The organism is Nocardioides sp. AX2bis, assembly GCF_902506435.1.
Classification (GTDB): Bacteria; Actinomycetota; Actinomycetes; order Propionibacteriales; family Nocardioidaceae; genus Nocardioides.
Window position 1 is genome coordinate 494395 of record NZ_LR733215.1, and the last position, 15638, is coordinate 510032.

At 64.5% G+C, this 15638-nt stretch carries 13 protein-coding genes; 9 read left to right on the forward strand and 4 right to left on the reverse strand.

Annotated elements, in window-relative coordinates; genetic code table 11:
- Positions 1–117: 117 nt before the first annotated feature.
- The 3 genes from GV155_RS02440 (at position 118) to GV155_RS20610 (ending at position 3667) form a co-directional block, all read left to right on the forward strand.
- The gene (locus GV155_RS02440) at positions 118–1308 is read left to right on the forward strand and encodes a glycosyltransferase (protein WP_268892567.1); all 1191 of its coding nucleotides are present in this window, start codon (positions 118–120) and stop codon (positions 1306–1308) included.
- Positions 1309–1376: 68 nt separating this feature from the next.
- Positions 1377–2618 (forward strand): oligosaccharide flippase family protein, encoded by a 1242-nt coding sequence (locus tag GV155_RS02445; protein WP_160004919.1) that lies wholly within the window; start codon positions 1377–1379, stop codon positions 2616–2618.
- 191 nt (positions 2619–2809) lie between these two features.
- Positions 2810–3667, forward strand: a complete 858-nt coding sequence (locus GV155_RS20610; protein ID WP_442938857.1) for a glycosyltransferase family 4 protein — start codon at positions 2810–2812, stop codon at positions 3665–3667.
- A gap of 32 nt (positions 3668–3699) precedes the next feature.
- Here GV155_RS20610 and GV155_RS02455 read toward each other — a convergent pair whose 3' ends face one another.
- Both GV155_RS02455 and GV155_RS02460 read right to left on the reverse strand, forming a co-directional pair.
- Positions 3700–4005: a hypothetical protein gene (locus tag GV155_RS02455; protein ID WP_160004923.1), complete on the reverse strand. Its 306-nt coding sequence runs from the start codon at positions 4003–4005 to the stop codon at positions 3700–3702.
- A gap of 1037 nt (positions 4006–5042) precedes the next feature.
- A complete protein-coding gene (locus GV155_RS02460) occupies positions 5043–5213 on the reverse strand; it encodes a hypothetical protein (RefSeq protein WP_160004925.1) in 171 nt (56 codons plus the stop codon).
- Positions 5214–5768: 555 nt separating this feature from the next.
- Here GV155_RS02460 and GV155_RS02465 point away from each other — a divergent pair.
- From GV155_RS02465 to GV155_RS02475, 3 genes are all read left to right on the forward strand, one after another.
- On the forward strand, positions 5769–6755 hold the full coding sequence (locus GV155_RS02465) for an acyltransferase family protein (protein ID WP_160004927.1): 987 nt from the start codon (positions 5769–5771) through the stop codon (positions 6753–6755).
- Positions 6756–6824: 69 nt separating this feature from the next.
- The gene (locus GV155_RS02470; protein ID WP_160004929.1) at positions 6825–8048 is read left to right on the forward strand and encodes an O-antigen ligase family protein; all 1224 of its coding nucleotides are present in this window, start codon (positions 6825–6827) and stop codon (positions 8046–8048) included.
- A 622-nt stretch (positions 8049–8670) separates the two neighbouring features.
- Positions 8671–9489, forward strand: a complete 819-nt coding sequence (locus GV155_RS02475) for a class I SAM-dependent methyltransferase (RefSeq protein WP_160004931.1) — start codon at positions 8671–8673, stop codon at positions 9487–9489.
- A gap of 35 nt (positions 9490–9524) precedes the next feature.
- On the opposite strand, the gene cysN is transcribed toward GV155_RS02475, so the two are convergent.
- Both cysN and cysD read right to left on the reverse strand, forming a co-directional pair.
- On the reverse strand, positions 9525–10814 hold the full coding sequence (gene cysN / locus GV155_RS02480; RefSeq protein ID WP_201300032.1) for a sulfate adenylyltransferase subunit CysN: 1290 nt from the start codon (positions 10812–10814) through the stop codon (positions 9525–9527).
- On the reverse strand, positions 10814–11728 hold the full coding sequence (cysD, locus tag GV155_RS02485; RefSeq protein ID WP_160004932.1) for a sulfate adenylyltransferase subunit CysD: 915 nt from the start codon (positions 11726–11728) through the stop codon (positions 10814–10816). Before cysD ends, cysN begins: the two co-directional genes overlap by 1 nt.
- Before the next feature lie 136 nt (positions 11729–11864).
- On the opposite strand from cysD, the gene GV155_RS02490 reads away from it, so the two are divergent.
- From GV155_RS02490 to GV155_RS02500, 3 genes are all read left to right on the forward strand, one after another.
- Entirely contained in the window at positions 11865–13178 is a 1314-nt protein-coding gene (locus tag GV155_RS02490) for a UDP-glucose dehydrogenase family protein (RefSeq protein WP_160004933.1), read from the forward strand.
- A 170-nt stretch (positions 13179–13348) separates the two neighbouring features.
- A complete protein-coding gene (locus GV155_RS02495; RefSeq protein WP_160004934.1) occupies positions 13349–13771 on the forward strand; it encodes a hypothetical protein in 423 nt (140 codons plus the stop codon).
- Between the two features lie 117 nt (positions 13772–13888).
- On the forward strand, positions 13889–15634 hold the full coding sequence (locus tag GV155_RS02500) for a DUF4012 domain-containing protein (RefSeq protein WP_160004936.1): 1746 nt from the start codon (positions 13889–13891) through the stop codon (positions 15632–15634).
- Positions 15635–15638 lie beyond the last annotated feature (4 nt).

Below are 15638 nucleotides of genomic sequence, written 5' to 3' on the forward strand. Positions count from 1 at the left end.
CCCCGGACTCACAACTGCACACCGCCTGCGGAACCGCTTGGCTCCGAATACCCTGACGTACCTGGAGCGGTATGGCCGCGCCAACTGGTAGCCATCGCGGAACTGGAAGAGGCACGGATGAAAGTCGTTGTTGTCGCTCGTCACTACTGGCCCAAGTCCGGGGCAGCGACGGTGAGGCTCGGTGCCCTTGTTGAAGCATGGGTCGTGGCTGGCGATGAGGTTGTCGTCGTGTCGAATCGACTGCCCGGACAGTCGCGCCGAGGTGCCGGGCCCCATGGAGAAACCATCGTGCGCATTGCCGGTGACAACGAGACTGGGGTAGGTGTCAGGCGGGTGCTCGAACTGCTTTGGTTCGCTATGGGCGCCTTCCGGGAATTGCGGCGATTGAAAGCCGACGTTGTGATTTGCGATCCACCACCGACTGTCGGTCTCGCTGCCCTTCTTGCGCGGTCGCCCGTAGTCGTCTATTACATTGCTGACTCTTGGGCAGAGATGCTGGGTGAAGGCGGAGGATCCATCTCGAGGTTGCTCGGGCGTGCCGTAGCGCACCTGGAGAACTCTGTCTTGCGCCATGCCGCGACCGTTATTGCCGTCCGTGAGAATCTTGCAGTGATAGCTCGTCACGCTGGGTCGACCGACACCGTCGTCGCACCGTACGGAACGGATCTTGAAACCTTCCGTCACGACGGAGAAATCTGGGATGACCCGTGGGGCGGCCACCTCCCGTATTTCTTATACGCGGGCAACTACGGGGTTATTCAGGGTGGACATGTTTTTCTCGACGCGGCGCGAGAGTTGTGGCGTGAGGGAGAGTCATTTGGCCTGGTCTTCATGGGCTACGGGTCGGATGAGTCGCGGGTCCAAAAACTCGCTATCGAGATGCCGGACGTCTTTGTCTCGCTGCCCCTGGTTCCTGCGAGCATCACCGCCGCAGCCTACCGGGGCGCTCTTGCTGGATTGGCATCGATGAGGCCGGTCGATGTTGCTAGTGAAACAAGGCCGGCAAAGGCGCTGGCGTCCATCGCATCGGGCTGCCCGATTATTTTCGCTGGCACTGGAACATTTGCCACTGAGGTAAGCGAAAACCGGCTCGGTAGGGCGGCGGAGTGGAATCCGGACGCAGTCGCGGATGTCATGCGGGAGTTACTGGCGACCGCTGCGTCAATGGATGGAGACAGCATGTCCGCGTGGCGTCGCGACATTGCTGATTTTGGACGTCAGCATCTCGATATGCAGCCTGTTGCGCGAATGCTGCGTAAGCACGTCATCGATCGTGGCACCGCCCTCGGGGCTCTGTCGCCACAGTGACAAGACTGTGGCGCTCCGTTGCGATCCTCGGTCCGGCTACTGACAAGTTCCGCGGCGACACTAAGGCAATGTTGGTCAACAAGTTTGGTCGGATCGGCCTCCAGGCCGGATACTTTGTCCTGATCGCGCGTCAGCTCGGTGCATCTGATTTTGGTGCATTCGCTGCGGTGGTCGCAATTGCCGGCATCCTGGCTCCCTTTGCGGCGGGCGGGCGCATGCAATTGATGATTCGAAATATAGTCCAGAAGCGAGCGTCAATCGGGGAGCAGCTCGCCACCTCCCTGCTCGCCACTGGGCTGAGTGCGCTTGCGTTGGGTAGCGTCGTCCTATTGGTCTCGTCATGGGTCGCCCCAGATAATCTCCCAGTATTCGTTATTGCCATGATCCTAGTGGCCGACCTGTTTTTGTCGCGCATCGTGGACGTTGCCAGTGCCGGATATATTGCAGTGCGTCGCATGAAGCGTGCTGCCGCATGTGTCGTCCTGCTGCAACTTGTGCGCTTGATGGCGGCAGTCGCCGCTTTCATCGGGTTATTCGAAATGACCTTAAAGTCTTGGAGCGTTGCCTATTCTACGACAACTTTGCTCGCTGCGATTGTGGTTGTCGTGGTTGCGGCTCGCGACCTCGGTTTGCGGCGACCCGACTTGGCGAGGTATAAGCGTGACGCGCCTCTCGGTTATCAATTCTCTGTTGGGCTGGCGTCACAGAGTATTTACAACGATATCGACAAGGCAATGTTGGGTTCTTTGTCAACCACGGCCGCGGCCGGGTTGTACACGGCGGCGTTCAGGCTTATGGATGTAGCCTTCACGCCTGTACGGGCAATGCTCGGTGCAGCCGAACCCCGTTTCTTTGAAAAAGGTGGCCAAGGGGGGCTGCGCGCTACTCTGTCATATGCGAGAAAATTGGCGACGCCAGCCATTGGTTATTCGATTCTGGCTTCTTTTGTTCTTGTTGCGTGCGCCCCATTAGCTCCTGTCGTACTGGGCGCCTCTTTCGCCGAGGCGACTCTAGCGCTGCGGTTTCTGGCGTTTTTGACCGTTGTCCGCGCGGCGCAGTACCTGCTGGCCGACTCGCTCACTGGCGCGGGTTACCAGGGGAGGCGGACGGTTGCGCAAATCTGTATCGCAGTCTTGAATGTGGGGCTTAATGTTTGGCTCATACCACTGTATTCCTGGCAGGGCGCTGTTGTGTCTTCGATTCTCTGCGACGCACTGCTTTTGTTGATTTTATGGGCAATCGCGGCCTGGACATTGCGGTCTGAAGATGCAGTTGTCTCCGAGCTGTTAGACGAGAGGACATCATTTTGAACTCGACAGGATCGCTGCGTGGCGTCTTGCACGGCGTTCCACGCGCATCTGAGCGGGGGGGTATTCAGACCTTTGCTCGCTCAGTTATCGCGGTGCCAGTGGGTCCCTACGCGCACAGCCTTATCGACCTTGGTGGGTCCAGAACCTCGCAGATCTCCGGGCTTACGAGGCTTGCAGTCGCTGGTCGGGCTATGGGGCCCCGTAGGCAAGGTCGCGCCAGGTCGTTGGTGCACCATTGGCACTACCTGTCGGCAACGCCGCCGGGAATTCGTGCCGATGTCGTGACGTGCCATGGGAATGAAGTACTTGATCAGGGAAAGCGTAGTCTGGTCAGACGGTCCCTAGGTAAGGCGTCGGTCGTGACCACGCCAAGTAAGTTCACTAGGGATTTGCTGGCCGAAAATTTTAGTGAAGTGGCAGGTAAGATATCCGTCATTCCTCCGAGTGTGTCATTGCGTGGACATAAAGCACGCCTAACGAGCATGAGTCGCTCGGACGGGACCGTCGTGATCGGTACGTTGTCACGATTGGTGCCACGTAAGAATATTCTGCGGGTCGTAGAGGCCGCCGTCGTCGTTGCAGAAGAACTCGATCGACCTGTCGAGTTTCATTTGGCGGGGGATGGTCCGGATAGGGACCAGATACTATCCGCCATGCGCCGGGCGCCGATCACCACCCGTTACTGGGGCGAAGTGTCTGAAGAAGACAAATGGTCGAATTTCCTCCCACTCTTAGACGCGTTCGTTCTGCCGACCTTAGCTATGCCTGCCGACGTGGAAGGGTTCGGGATCGTCTACTTAGAGGCAAACGCTGCCGGAACTCCTGTAATTGCCGCTAGAAGTGGAGGTAGCGAGGATGCGGTAAGCGACCATTTGTCCGGCGAGTTTGCAGAGCCCGACGACGTGTCCAGTATCGCTCGGCACATAATGAGTGTGGTGGCTGGCGGAGAGGTGCTGCGACGGTCTGCGAGGGCGTGGGCGGAGCGGTTCGCTCCGGAGAACACGGCCCGGGCTTTCGCAGACGTCTATGGCGCTTGCCGTATTAGGTGACTGGGCAGGCTTTGCCACGGGGCGGGGTTCCATCACAGGGCCAACGACACGACCTCGGCGCCCATGGTGATCTCGCGGGACCCGAGACGGTCGGTGACGACGGTGGTGTAGGTCGTGCGCGCGGCTGGCAGGGCGACCTCGTAGTTCGGGTCCCAGATCGATGCCGGCCGCCGCGGCCAACGGCTGGTCCGCTTCGGACGTCGACGTCGTGTTCCCGCGGCGAGCCGCTTGGCGAGATGACCCAGGACGACCTTGGTGTCGGGCTTCGCGGTGCGTAAGGCCTCGGCGTACTCGATCGCGCGGCAGTCATGGCGTCGACGTTGGTGCGGCCGCGCCACTGCGACCGCGCTAGCGGGTTCGGTGCCGACGGTATGGCCGGGCGTGCGCCGCCCAGGACGCCGAGCAGTTGGGTCGCGTCGAAGCCGGCGACTGCGGTGGGCATCGATTCATGGGCATGTTGAGTGGCCGTTGCTGCCGCTGTGGGCACGCCACTCCTTACCGGTCCGATCGGCCGAGAGGGTCGGTCGGTTCCAGATGATGTGGGCGCCGGACTCCAAGCCGGAGTGCTCGTCGAGCAGGACCGCGACACCGTTCGCGATCCTGGTGGCTTCGCACCTCTGGGCGGGGGCGTGGGTAAAGTCGCGGACGCCGACTACGCCTCGGGCCGCCGGCGTGACGCCAGGGGTTGTGGTCGGAGTCGCGCGACGCGTGAGCGGCGTCAACGGTCGACCCGTCACTGATCCTGGAGCGGTTCGGAGCTGCAGTGTCGATCTCAGCGAGCAGGAGGTCGAGTGCTCAGGCTACGCGCCAGGACATGAGGTCCTCCAGGTCGGTGCGGGCGTGACGGAACGCCCCGCTGACCTACCGGGCTAGGACGGGACGGGTGCTCAGGACGGGTCGGCGGGCTGGTGCGGTTCGTGGCCTCGCCTCGGCCAGGAGCGTGCGGAGCTCAGCTGGGATCCGGGGCGGGGGCAACTGTGCGCCGGAGTCGATCCACGCCGCCAGTGGGCGATTCAGCGACGTGAAGGTGACGGGGAGCCAGGTGACCTCGCGGCGTGCGCAGTCGGCCTCGCGCACTGACTGGGCCACGTCGGTTTGCAGATGCGCGAACGTCGCGCCTGCTTCGTCCTTGCGTCGCTGGTGGCGGCGGACCTTGCCGTGTAACTGGGCCTCGAGTCCGTCCTTCTCAGCGTCCGCGTCGGGCTTGGGTTCCGCCCGTGGTCGGCGGTAGGGACTCGGCGGGGCATCGGTCAGGTGTGTGTCAGCGAACTGGAGGCCGCCACGATGAACACGACGACCATCAGGGCGGCGTCGCCCCAGGCGGCCTCGCCTACGGTCGCCGCCGGTGCGAGTTCTCCTGCCGAGCCAGTGGGACTTAGCGCGCGCGGAGCCCTCGGATCAGCGCTGCAGCTGCTGTTGAGCCGGCGACCTGTCGCCCGAGGAGGTTGTTGACCGCCGTCGCTACGAGAGCGAAGGTCATCAGGGTGCCGGTGAGGCCGTGGGCGAGCACGACGCCGGCGGTGAAGATCCCCAGGCTCGTGGCCATGAAGAGAACCCGACGCGCTCATAGTCGGCTCCGAGCAAACCGCGCCGGCGAGTCGGGCGTAGATCGGGGCGTGGGACCAGGCGGCGCCGGTGGTGGTCAAAGCGCCAGCAATGAGGACCGCCAGAGGTGGCGTATCAGGTGGCCACGGCGACTAGGCCGGGCACGCAGCTGTGTCGCACGAGCGCGGTGAGCGCGACAAGGATCGCCGTGGAGCCCCAGACCCACCAGGGTGCGAAGTCCGCCTGATTGAAGTCGCACCGGCCAGTCCGTCGGGGCTGGCGCCGAGGTGCAGGACGCCAACGGCGACGACGGTGGTGGCGATGGCAATGCGTGCGAGCCGGGTGGCGCGTGTGAATAGGCTGCGGTCGGGCACGGGGACCTCTGGGCGCGTCGGGGGTGGGGCCGGGCCTGGACGGGGCTGGCCGTAAGGGCGCCGTAGCGCGTGCGAGAAGGCGCGGCAGGCCAATCGGGGAGCCGTGCCAGCCGAGTGGAATGGGCGGCATCTGTGATCCGATTCAGAAGCCAGACGGTCGGGTCCGCGATTACGCTGCCGCCGTGTCAACCTCCATCGCGCGTCCCCGACTGCCCGGCCCCGATCTGCTACGCGTGATCGGGTTCCTCGCGATCGTGGTTGGGCACGCGGCACCAGGGGCTCTCACCGAGCACGTCATCTACACCTGGCACGTCCCGCTTTTCTTTTTCCTCACCGGGTACCTGTGGCGGCCCGGTCGGACGCTCCGCGACGAAGTCCGACGTGCTTTCCCGGCGCTCCTTGTTCCCTACGCCGGGTGGCTGGTGCTGATCGGCGTCCCGCTGCTCGCGTGGGAGGCATACTCCCGGTCGCCGATCAGCCTCGTTCGTCGAGTTGGCGGAATGGCCCTCGGCGGGGAGTACCTGAAGTCGCCGTTCTACGCCTTCTGGTTCGTTACCGCTCTGGCCATGGCAGCCGCGCTGTACCGCGTTGCCGAGCGCCTCGGGCCAAGACGAATCTGGTTGGCAGCGCCTGCCCTGGTGTTGACGCTGACCCCGGACTGGCTCTCGGCCATCCCACTGGCGGCTGGCGTTGCGGTGATCGCTGTGTTTTTCGTGGCCGTCGGCGAGGCGTTCCGGCGTCTCAGGGCCCGCGTCAACTGGCCCGTGGCGGTGCTGGGCATGACCGTCGCCTTGGTGCTCGTCATAGCCGACTTCGCCCAGCCCCTCGACCTCAAGTACGGCGACTGGGGCACACCAATCCTCAGCTTCGTCGTCGCCGCACTGATCTCAGGCTCCGCAGTTGTGCTCGCGGACATGGCTACCAGTCGTTTCAGCCCGGGAGCGGCCACGGCAGTCACGACCGCGGCCGGCGCTGGTCTCGTCCTCGTCCTCGCCCACGGTGTTCCGATCTACCTTCTCGAGGGTGAGGTCCCGACGTGGGTGGTGGTAGCCGCGTCGCTAGCCTTCGCGGCCCTCGCCGCGTGGGTGGTCCGTAGAGTGCCGATCCTCACGGGCAACAAGCCACCGCATCGCCAGGACGCATCTACCTCGTCGTCCCCGCCCAATTAGGCTGCGGTAGTGCAGCGACAGCCAGGAGTCCGTGGAGCCACTGTCACGTGGGTCCTCCTCTTAATGGCCGTGACCGGTCAGGCCGCACTTCCCGACATTGTCACCGACGACATCCTGAACGGCATTCGCGCCACCGCCGTAGCCGCCGCTAGCGTGACCTTTCTTCGCGGGACCAGGCCAGCGCACCCACTTGTGTGGGTGTTCTGCCTGCTGCCGGTGACCGGTGCGCTCCTAGCGCAGATACGAGGTGAGCCCGCCGACGCGATCAACCACCTCGCGAGCTTGCTGACCGTCGTCATGGTCTCCCGCATGCCCAGGCAAGTCATTGCAGAATCAGCGCTCAAAGCACTGACGTTCCTCATCGCGGCGTCCCTCGCACTTGGTCTCTTCTACGCCCCGGCCGTCTTTCCCAATGAGCGAGCCTTCCTGCGCTTCCTCTATGACGGTCGCCTGACCGGCCTGCTCGGCAGTGCGAACGTTCTAGGTGAAGCTGCGGTTCTCCTTGCGGCCGCCGCATTGCTCACGCTGAGCGGGCGCCGTCGCCTCACCTCGCTCACCATGGCATTTGTTACGATTATCGCGACCTCCAGCCAAACCTCGGCAATCGTGTTCGTCGCGATCTTGGTCGCCTTTGTGTTGGCACAAGGCGCCTCGACTAAAGCCGGGTTGGCCGCGATCCAACTGTTCGGCATCTTCGCGGCCTTCGCGGCGCTAGTGGCGTACTTTCTCGCGAGCAACCTGGCCGGCTTCTTGATCACCGAGTACGTATCGCAGGTCACGTTGTCGGCACGGACCGAGATCTGGGACTACGTCCTTAACCGCACCGTCATTCCCACTACGGGCATCGGGCAGGGTGAGATCGACGTCGTCTTCGCGTTCGCCACCATAGATGGGGCGACCGGCGTGGGCAGCCTGCACAGCGTATTCTTCGACGGGTACGTCCGCGATGGTCTGATCGGTCTCGGAGCTGTTCTGGCGGCGTACGTCGGGGCTGCGTGGACGATCGGCAAGCGTCGAGCCCGGGCCGGGTGGGTTCCGTTCATCGCGTGGCTCCTGATCGGCTTCGTGGAGGTGACACCCACCCATGTGCCGTTCTACGCCTTGTTCTTCGGCCTCATCTTGGTCGGGCTAGGTGATCGTGGCGTAGACCAGGATGAGTTCGAGGCTGACCCCAGCGCAGTGGAGCACCTCCACTCGCCTCGTCAAGGTCTCAAGGGTGGGGGCGGCCTGGGTGTCGCCCATCGCCGTCAGCGTCGCGGTGCCCGTACCGGTCTGCTTGACGACCGCAGTTAGGTGATTGTCGCGACGTGGTGACCCGGACCCCACCGAAGCAACGGATGCCCTACGAATCCGCATTCGTTGATCAGACTGTCCGTGGGGGCGATGTCGGTGGCCGGGGTCGAGCCTGCGACCCGCGCGTTCGCGCCGTGAACTTGCGGGAGGTCTGGTTCCTACGGAAGAGGTAGCCGGGATCAGGTCGCAACGGACGATCCGGCGGTGTCTATGTTTTACGAGCTGAGTCCATGCCGGGGGCTCCAGGCCGACCCAGGCGGTGCGCAACGGATGGTTTACATCCTGCAGGTGGCGACCGCGGTCGGCAGAGACTTGTGACCTCCTTTGTGCCGTCACTCGGCTCTACTCTCAAGGATTAGGTTTGTGTATTGGGGTGCCGCAAAGTCCGCGCTGGCGGGGAAACTTCCTGGACTCAGGCGGGCCGGCCGGTTCCCCAAAATATCTCGATGCCTGCGGTCGCGTCATGGCCAGATATCGGGCGGACGGCACATTGAAATTCCCTCAGGGGCAGCAGGATCTTTCGATCCTCTTGGTTACGTAAGCCGTTCATGGGATGATGCGGTTGGGTTGACGGATTTGACGGTAGCGTGTAGGCATCTGGGAATCTTAGGGGTTGGTCTCCGTGAAGGAGTTTGTCCGCACAGGCGAGGGTGAGGTCTCGCACTACAACGAAGTGGCTCGGAGTGAAGCGAAGTTCGCGGAGTTGCTAGGTCGCGTCTCTCGCGTTCAGAGCTCGGGAGACGCTTGGGGTGTCTCGGACAAGTGGCTAGATACGCCGTTTGACTCCGTCGCACAGGCGGAGGTGTACGAACACGTGGGCCTTCGCTTAGTGGATGGCGATGTGCTGCAAGTTGGCGGAACTGGTCTGTTTGCCTTAAAGGCGATCGTTGGTGGCGCGCGCGCGGCCACGCTTTTGAGTCCTTCGCAGGGCGAAGTTGATCTCACGAAGTCAGTAGCCTCGGAGCTTGGTCTGTCTGACAGGCTCACGGCCCTGGTCGGGTTCGGTGAGTCAATCCCATTCGCAGAATCCAGTTTTGACGTTGCCGTTACGGAGGGATGCCTTCACCACATGGATGTGGCTGCCGCGTCCCAGGAATTTGCGCGCGTACTAAGGCGAGACGGCCGGTTCGGCGCTTTCGATCCGTGGAGAGCACGAATGTATGGTGTTGGTACAAAGGTTTTTGGGAAGCGTGACCCGAGTGTCGGGTGCATTCCGTTGGACTCGGAACGAGTTGCCGGTTTCCATTCGAGTTTCCAACAAACCTCGATTCGTCGGCATGGTGCTGTTGTTCGGTATCCCGCGGTGGCGGCTAATAAGTTGGGGATTCCGGTTTCTAGGCAAGCGGCGCATTGGTTGACCGAATGGGATGACGTTGTTTTCGGACGGTTCGGATGGGCTCAGCGAAATGGCAGCAGCGCCGCTCTTCTTGCAGTCAAGTGAACTGCTGATCCGAGAGCGGCGCTGCTACGAAGCGGTCACTGGCCGGAGTTGATCATCCCGGCGCCGACGGTCACGCCGGTGGCTTCGTCGATCAGGATAAACGAGCCGGTGGTGCGGTTCTGCGAGTAGGAATCGCACAGCAGCGGCTTGGTGGTTCGCAGCTGCACGCGGCCGATCTCGTTGAGACCGAGCTCCTTGGTGTCCTGGTCGCGGTGCAGGGTGTTGACGTCCAACCGGTACTGGATGTCCTTGATAAGCGCCCGCGCGTTATTCGAGGTGTGCTTAATGGCGAGCTTCTGGCGCGGCTGCAACGGCTTGGTGGCCATCCAGCAGACCATCGCGTCGATGTCCTGGCTGGGCTGCGGGGCGTTCTTGACCCGGGCGATCATGTCGCCGCGCGAGACGTCGACGTCGTCGGCGAGTCGCACGGTGACCGACATCGGCGGGAACGCCTCGGCGATCTCCTGGTCGAAGAGGTCGATGCCCTCGATGGTGGACGTCATCCCGCTGGGCAGCACGACGACCTCGTCGCCGGGCTTCAGGATGCCGCCAGCGACCATGCCGCCGTAACCGCGGTAGTCGTGGTGCTCGTCCGACTTGGGGCGCACGACGTACTGCACCGGGAAGCGGACGTCAACGAGGTCGCGGTCGGAGGCGACGTGGACGTGCTCCAGGTGGTGCATGAGCGTCGGGCCGGAGTACCAATCCATGCTCTCGGAGCGGTTGACCACGTTGTCGCCGGCGAGCGCCGAGATCGGGATGACCTCGAGGTCGGGGATGTTCAGCTTGGTCGCGAACTGGGTGAACTCGTCGCGGATCTTGTTGTAGACGTCCTCGGAGAAGTCGACGAGGTCCATCTTGTTCACCGCGAGCACCAGGTGGGGCACGCGCAGCAGCGACAGGATCACCGCGTGGCGGCGCGACTGCTCGGTGAGGCCCTGGCGGGCATCGACGAGCACGAGGCCCAGGTCGGCGGTCGAGGCGCCGGTGACCATGTTGCGGGTGTACTGCACGTGACCCGGGGTGTCGGCGATGATGAATTTGCGGCTGGGCGTCGCGAAGTAGCGGTAGGCCACGTCGATGGTGATGCCCTGCTCGCGCTCGGAGCGCAGTCCGTCGGTCAGCAGCGCGAGGTCGGTGTAGTCGTAGCCCTTGCCGCGACTGGTGGTCTCCACTGCCTCGAGCTGGTCGGCGAAGATCGACTTCGAGTCGAGCAGGAGCCGACCGATGAGGGTCGACTTGCCGTCGTCGACCGAGCCGGCCGTCGCGAAGCGCAGCAGGTCCATGTTGGTCGCGCTGATCGTCTGGGTGGTCTCGTCGGCCATCAGAAGTAGCCCTCCTTCTTGCGGTCTTCCATGGCAGCCTCGGAGAAGCGGTCGTCGCCGCGGGTGGCGCCACGCTCGGTGAGCGTGGCCACCGCGATCTCCTCGATGATCTCGGGGATCGTCGAGGCGGTGCTCTCGACGCAGCCGGTCAGCGTGATGTCGCCGCAGGTGCGGAACCGGACGGTGCGCTCCTCGACGACCTCGCCCTCGCGGGTCGGGTTGAGGGGGGTCTCGCTCATCAGCATGCCGTCGCGTTCGAAGACGCGACGCTGGTGGGAGAAGTAGATGTCGGGGATCTCGATGCCCTCGCGGCCGATGTAGTCCCAGATGTCGAGCTCGGTCCAGTTGGAGATCGGGAAGATCCGCATGTGCTCGCCCTCGTGCAGGCGACCGTTGTAGAGGCTCCAGAGCTCGGGACGCTGAAGCTTGGGGTCCCACTGCCCGAACTCGTCGCGGTGGGAGTAGACACGCTCCTTGGCGCGGGCCTTCTCCTCGTCGCGGCGACCGCCGCCGAAGGCGGCGGTGAAGCCGTTCTCCTCGATCGCGTTGAGCAGGGTGCCGGTCTGCATGCGGTTTCGGGAGGTCTTGCCGTCGTCGACGACGACGCCGTTGGCGATCGCGTCGTCGATGCTAGCGACCACGAGCTTGACCCCCAGGCGGTTGACCCAGTTGTCACGGGTCCCCAGCACCTCGGGGAAGTCCAGGCCGGTGTCGACCTGCAGGACGGGGAAGGGGATCTTGGCCGGGTAGAAGGCCTTCTCGGCCAAGCGGAGCATCACGATGGAGTCCTTGCCGCCCGAGAACATCAGGACGGGCTTCTCGAACTCGGCCGCGACCTCACGGAAGATGTGGATCGACTCCGCCTCGAGCTGGTCGAGCTGACTCAGCTGGTAGTCGGCGTGCGTGTCAGTCATGGGCGACGGTGTACCTCTCGGGTGGACAGCAGCCTGCATCGTAGCGACGCGGAGCCCCGGCGCCGAACCCGACGCGGCCTGGCGGGGCCGCAGGATGTTCCGGGTCGGTCGCCGACTGGCCTTAGGCTCCTCGCCCATGCGCATCTCTGTGTTCGGTTGCGGCTACCTCGGGGCCGTCCACGCTGCCTGCATGACCCGCCTCGGTCACGAGGTCGTCGGTGTCGACGTGGTGGCCGATCAGGTGGCCTCCCTCAACCGAGGGGCGGCGCCGTTCTTCGAGCCCGGGCTTCCGGAGCTGCTCTCGGAAGGCCTGGCCACCGGCCGGCTGACCTTCACCACCGACGCCGCCGAGGCAGCCGGCTGCGACGTCCACTTCGTCTGCGTCGGTACGCCTCAGAAGGCTGGGGAGAACGCTGCAGACCTCCGCTACGTCCACGCCGCGATCGACGACCTCCTACCTCTGCTGCGCGCCGGCGACGTCGTCGTAGGCAAGTCCACGGTCCCGGTGGGCACGGCCGAGGCACTTGCCGAGCGTCTCGATGAGGGTGCCTCCGGCGCTGAGCTGATCTGGAACCCCGAGTTCCTGCGGGAGGGTTTCGCGGTCAAGGACACCCTGCACCCCGACCGGTTTGTCTACGGGGCGCGGTCGAACGAGCAGGGCGAGCGCGCCAAGCGACGCTTGGACGAGGTCTACGCGGTCGCGCTCGGCGAGGGCACCCCCAAGATCGAGGCCGATCTGGCGACCGCCCAGCTGGTCAAAGTGGCGGCCAACTCGTTCCTGGCCACCAAGATCTCCTTCATCAACGCCATGGCAGAGCTCTGTGAGGCGACTGGAGCGGATGTCACCCTCCTGGCGGACGCGATCGGTCACGACGCCCGGATCGGCCGACGTTTTCTCAACGCTGGTGTCGGGTTCGGAGGTGGGTGCCTGCCGAAGGACATCCGCGCCTTCATGGCCCGCGCCGGTGAGCTCGGGGTCGACCAAGCGCTCACGTTCCTGCGCGAGGTCGACTCGATCAACATGCGCCGCCGCGTCCGGATGGTCGACCTTGCACGTGAGGAGTGCGGGGGATCCATCGTGGGGCGACGGATCGCCCTGCTCGGGGCGGCCTTCAAGCCCGACAGCGACGACGTCCGAGACTCGCCGGCTCTCAGCGTCGCCGCGCAGATGCAGCTGCAGGGCGCTCACGTGGTGGTCACGGACCCGCAGGCCATCGACAACGCCCGGAAGAAGTGGCCGGACCTCGCATTCGCCGACACAGTCGAGGAAGCCGTGAAAGCAGCCGAGCTGGTGGTCGTCCTCACCGAATGGCCCGAGTACGTCGGTCTCGACCCCCGTCAATTGGCGGAGCGGGTCGATGCGAAACGCGTCATTGACGGCCGCAACTGCCTCGACCCGACAGCGTGGCGTGACGCGGGATGGACCTATCGAGCCCTCGGGCGGCCATGAACGATGCAGTAGGTGTTCACGCCGGTCCAGACCGGTGTCGCCGAATTACGACGTGACGAGGCATTCGTGAACCTGATCGCGAGCGATGCACGGAAAGAACACCCACCGGGGCCAGTCACTGTGGTCTGATTCGGCTTGTCACGTTCAAATATCCCCCTGGGAGCTCCCTTATGAAGAAGATCTTCGCGGCCATCATCACGGCCTTCCTGATGTCGGCCGGCTTGGTCGCGACGGCGTCGTCGCCGGCCTCCGCCGCCCCTTGCACCTACCCGGACACCTGCTTCGAGACCTCGACGAGTGCCACCGGCCTCACGTCCAAGGCGCCGAAGAAGGCCAAGCTCTTCGTGAAGGTGTCTTCCTTCGGCAACGGCCGCCCCGATGGACGCCTGACGTTCACCTTCGTCAGGGCCAACGGCAACTCCATGACCTTCTCGCGTGCCTACCCCAGCGACAACAAGAAGTACAACTTCAAGGGTCTGCGCAAGGGCAAGTACACGGTTGTCGTGAACTTCGTGCCGGCTGACGGCTCGCAGTACCTCGGCAGCGGCGACACGACCAAGGTCAAGGTCAAGGGCGCCAAGCGTCGCGGCTGATCGCCACTTGTTGCTGCTTCATCGACGATGCCCCGCGACCTGGTCGCGGGGCATCGTCATGTCCAGAGCGCGACCGGGTAGGTTGCGCTTCGCCGACGACCCGAGGAGGAACCCGTTGTGGTGACCCGTGGCCGAGTTTCCCTTGCGATCGTCCTGCTCGTGGTGGCGGCCGTCGGCTGGACGGCCTGGCTGGGCTACCGCTCCTACGACGGGTTGCGTGATTCCGAGGCTGCGATCGCCGACCTGCGCGCAGCCATCGACACCGGGGACGCGAGCGGTCAGCGCAGTGCGGTGGACGACTTGCAAGGTGCGGCAGCCGCCGTCGAGGGTGCGACCGGCGGGTGGTGGTGGGGCGCCCTGACGCACATGCCGGTCGTCGGTGACGACTTCACTGCCGTTCGGGTCCTCGGCTCCGTCCTGGACCGTGTCTCCACGGACGGGGTCGACCCACTCCTGGCCATCAGTGGTCGGCTCGATCAGATCACAGGGGATGGTCGGATCGACCTGGATGTGGTGCGGAGTCTTGACCAGCCGCTCACGGAGGCCGCCGACGCATTCCGCGTCTCCGCCGCCGAGACAGCCGAAGTGGACACCGACGGACTGCTCGGAGGTCTGCAAGGTCGTTATGTCGACTTTGAGGCCCGGGTGGACGAGGTCGCGGGCAGCCTGGAAGCCGGCGCCACAGCGGTCAAGCTGCTGCCGGCGATGACGGGCGGTGCGGGCGAGCGCAACTACCTTCTGATCTTCCAGAACAATGCAGAGATCCGTGCAACGGGAGGACTGCCCGGTTCCTGGGCGCGACTGAGCGCGACTGGCGGCGCGTTGAGCCTGCGCGAACAGGGCGCTTGGGCCGACTTCCCCACCCTGCAGGAGCCCGTCCTGGAGCTGAGCGACGCAGAGCAGACGGCGTTGCAGGGTGGATACGGCCTGACCTTCCAGAGTGCGGGCTACTCGCGTGACTTCCCGCGGGCTGCCGAGATCTGGAACGCGTTCTGGGAGATCAAGTACCCCGACACTGACCTGGACGGCGTGATTGCGATCGACCCCGTGGCGTTGTCGTACCTGGTGGAGGGGACCGGGCCGGTTCAGGTCGGATCGGCCACATTGACGTCGGACACGCTCGTCCGACAGGTCCTCAGCGAGCCGTACCTCCGACTCAGCGATCCTGCAGCGCAGGACGCGTTCTTCCAAGCGACGGCACGCTCGGTGTTCGCCGCGATCACCGCCGACCTCGCCTCGCCTACTGAATTCGTGAGCGGCCTGGCGCGTGCGGTCGAGGAGGAGCGATTCCTTGTCGCACCGTTCGTGGACTCAGAGGCAGCTGAGCTGGCGGGCACCCGGATCGCCGGTGAGCTGCCCTCGCCGGACGACGACTCGCCGCACGTGGGTGTGGGCCTGAACGACGCCACCGCATCAAAGATGTCCTACTACCTGAGGTACGACGCGGATGTCGTCGCCGTGTCCTGCGGCGGGGACCGCCAGCAGCTGGCCGGGTCCATGTCGCTGCGGCAGAACATCAGTCCGGCCGCGGCCGTCCGTCTGCCCTCCTACGTGACCGGCAGCGGTGCGTACGGCACCGAGCCTGGCTCGCAGCTTCTGTCGGTCCAGGTCTACGGGCCCGCCGGGGGTTCCTTCGGGCCGGTCCAGGTGGACGGCGTTCCTGTGGAGGGACTGACCACAGCGCGGCTGGACAACGGGCAACCGGTCATCCGGCTGCCGATCCTGGTCGACTCACGAGACGACGTCGAGGTGACGTGGTCGATGGAATCGGGGGAGGGACAGGTCGGTGACCCCGTGCTGAGCATGACGCCCAGTGTCGTCCCCGGCGAGCGCGGAGGGACCAGCGCCAGCGCCTGTGAGTGATCGG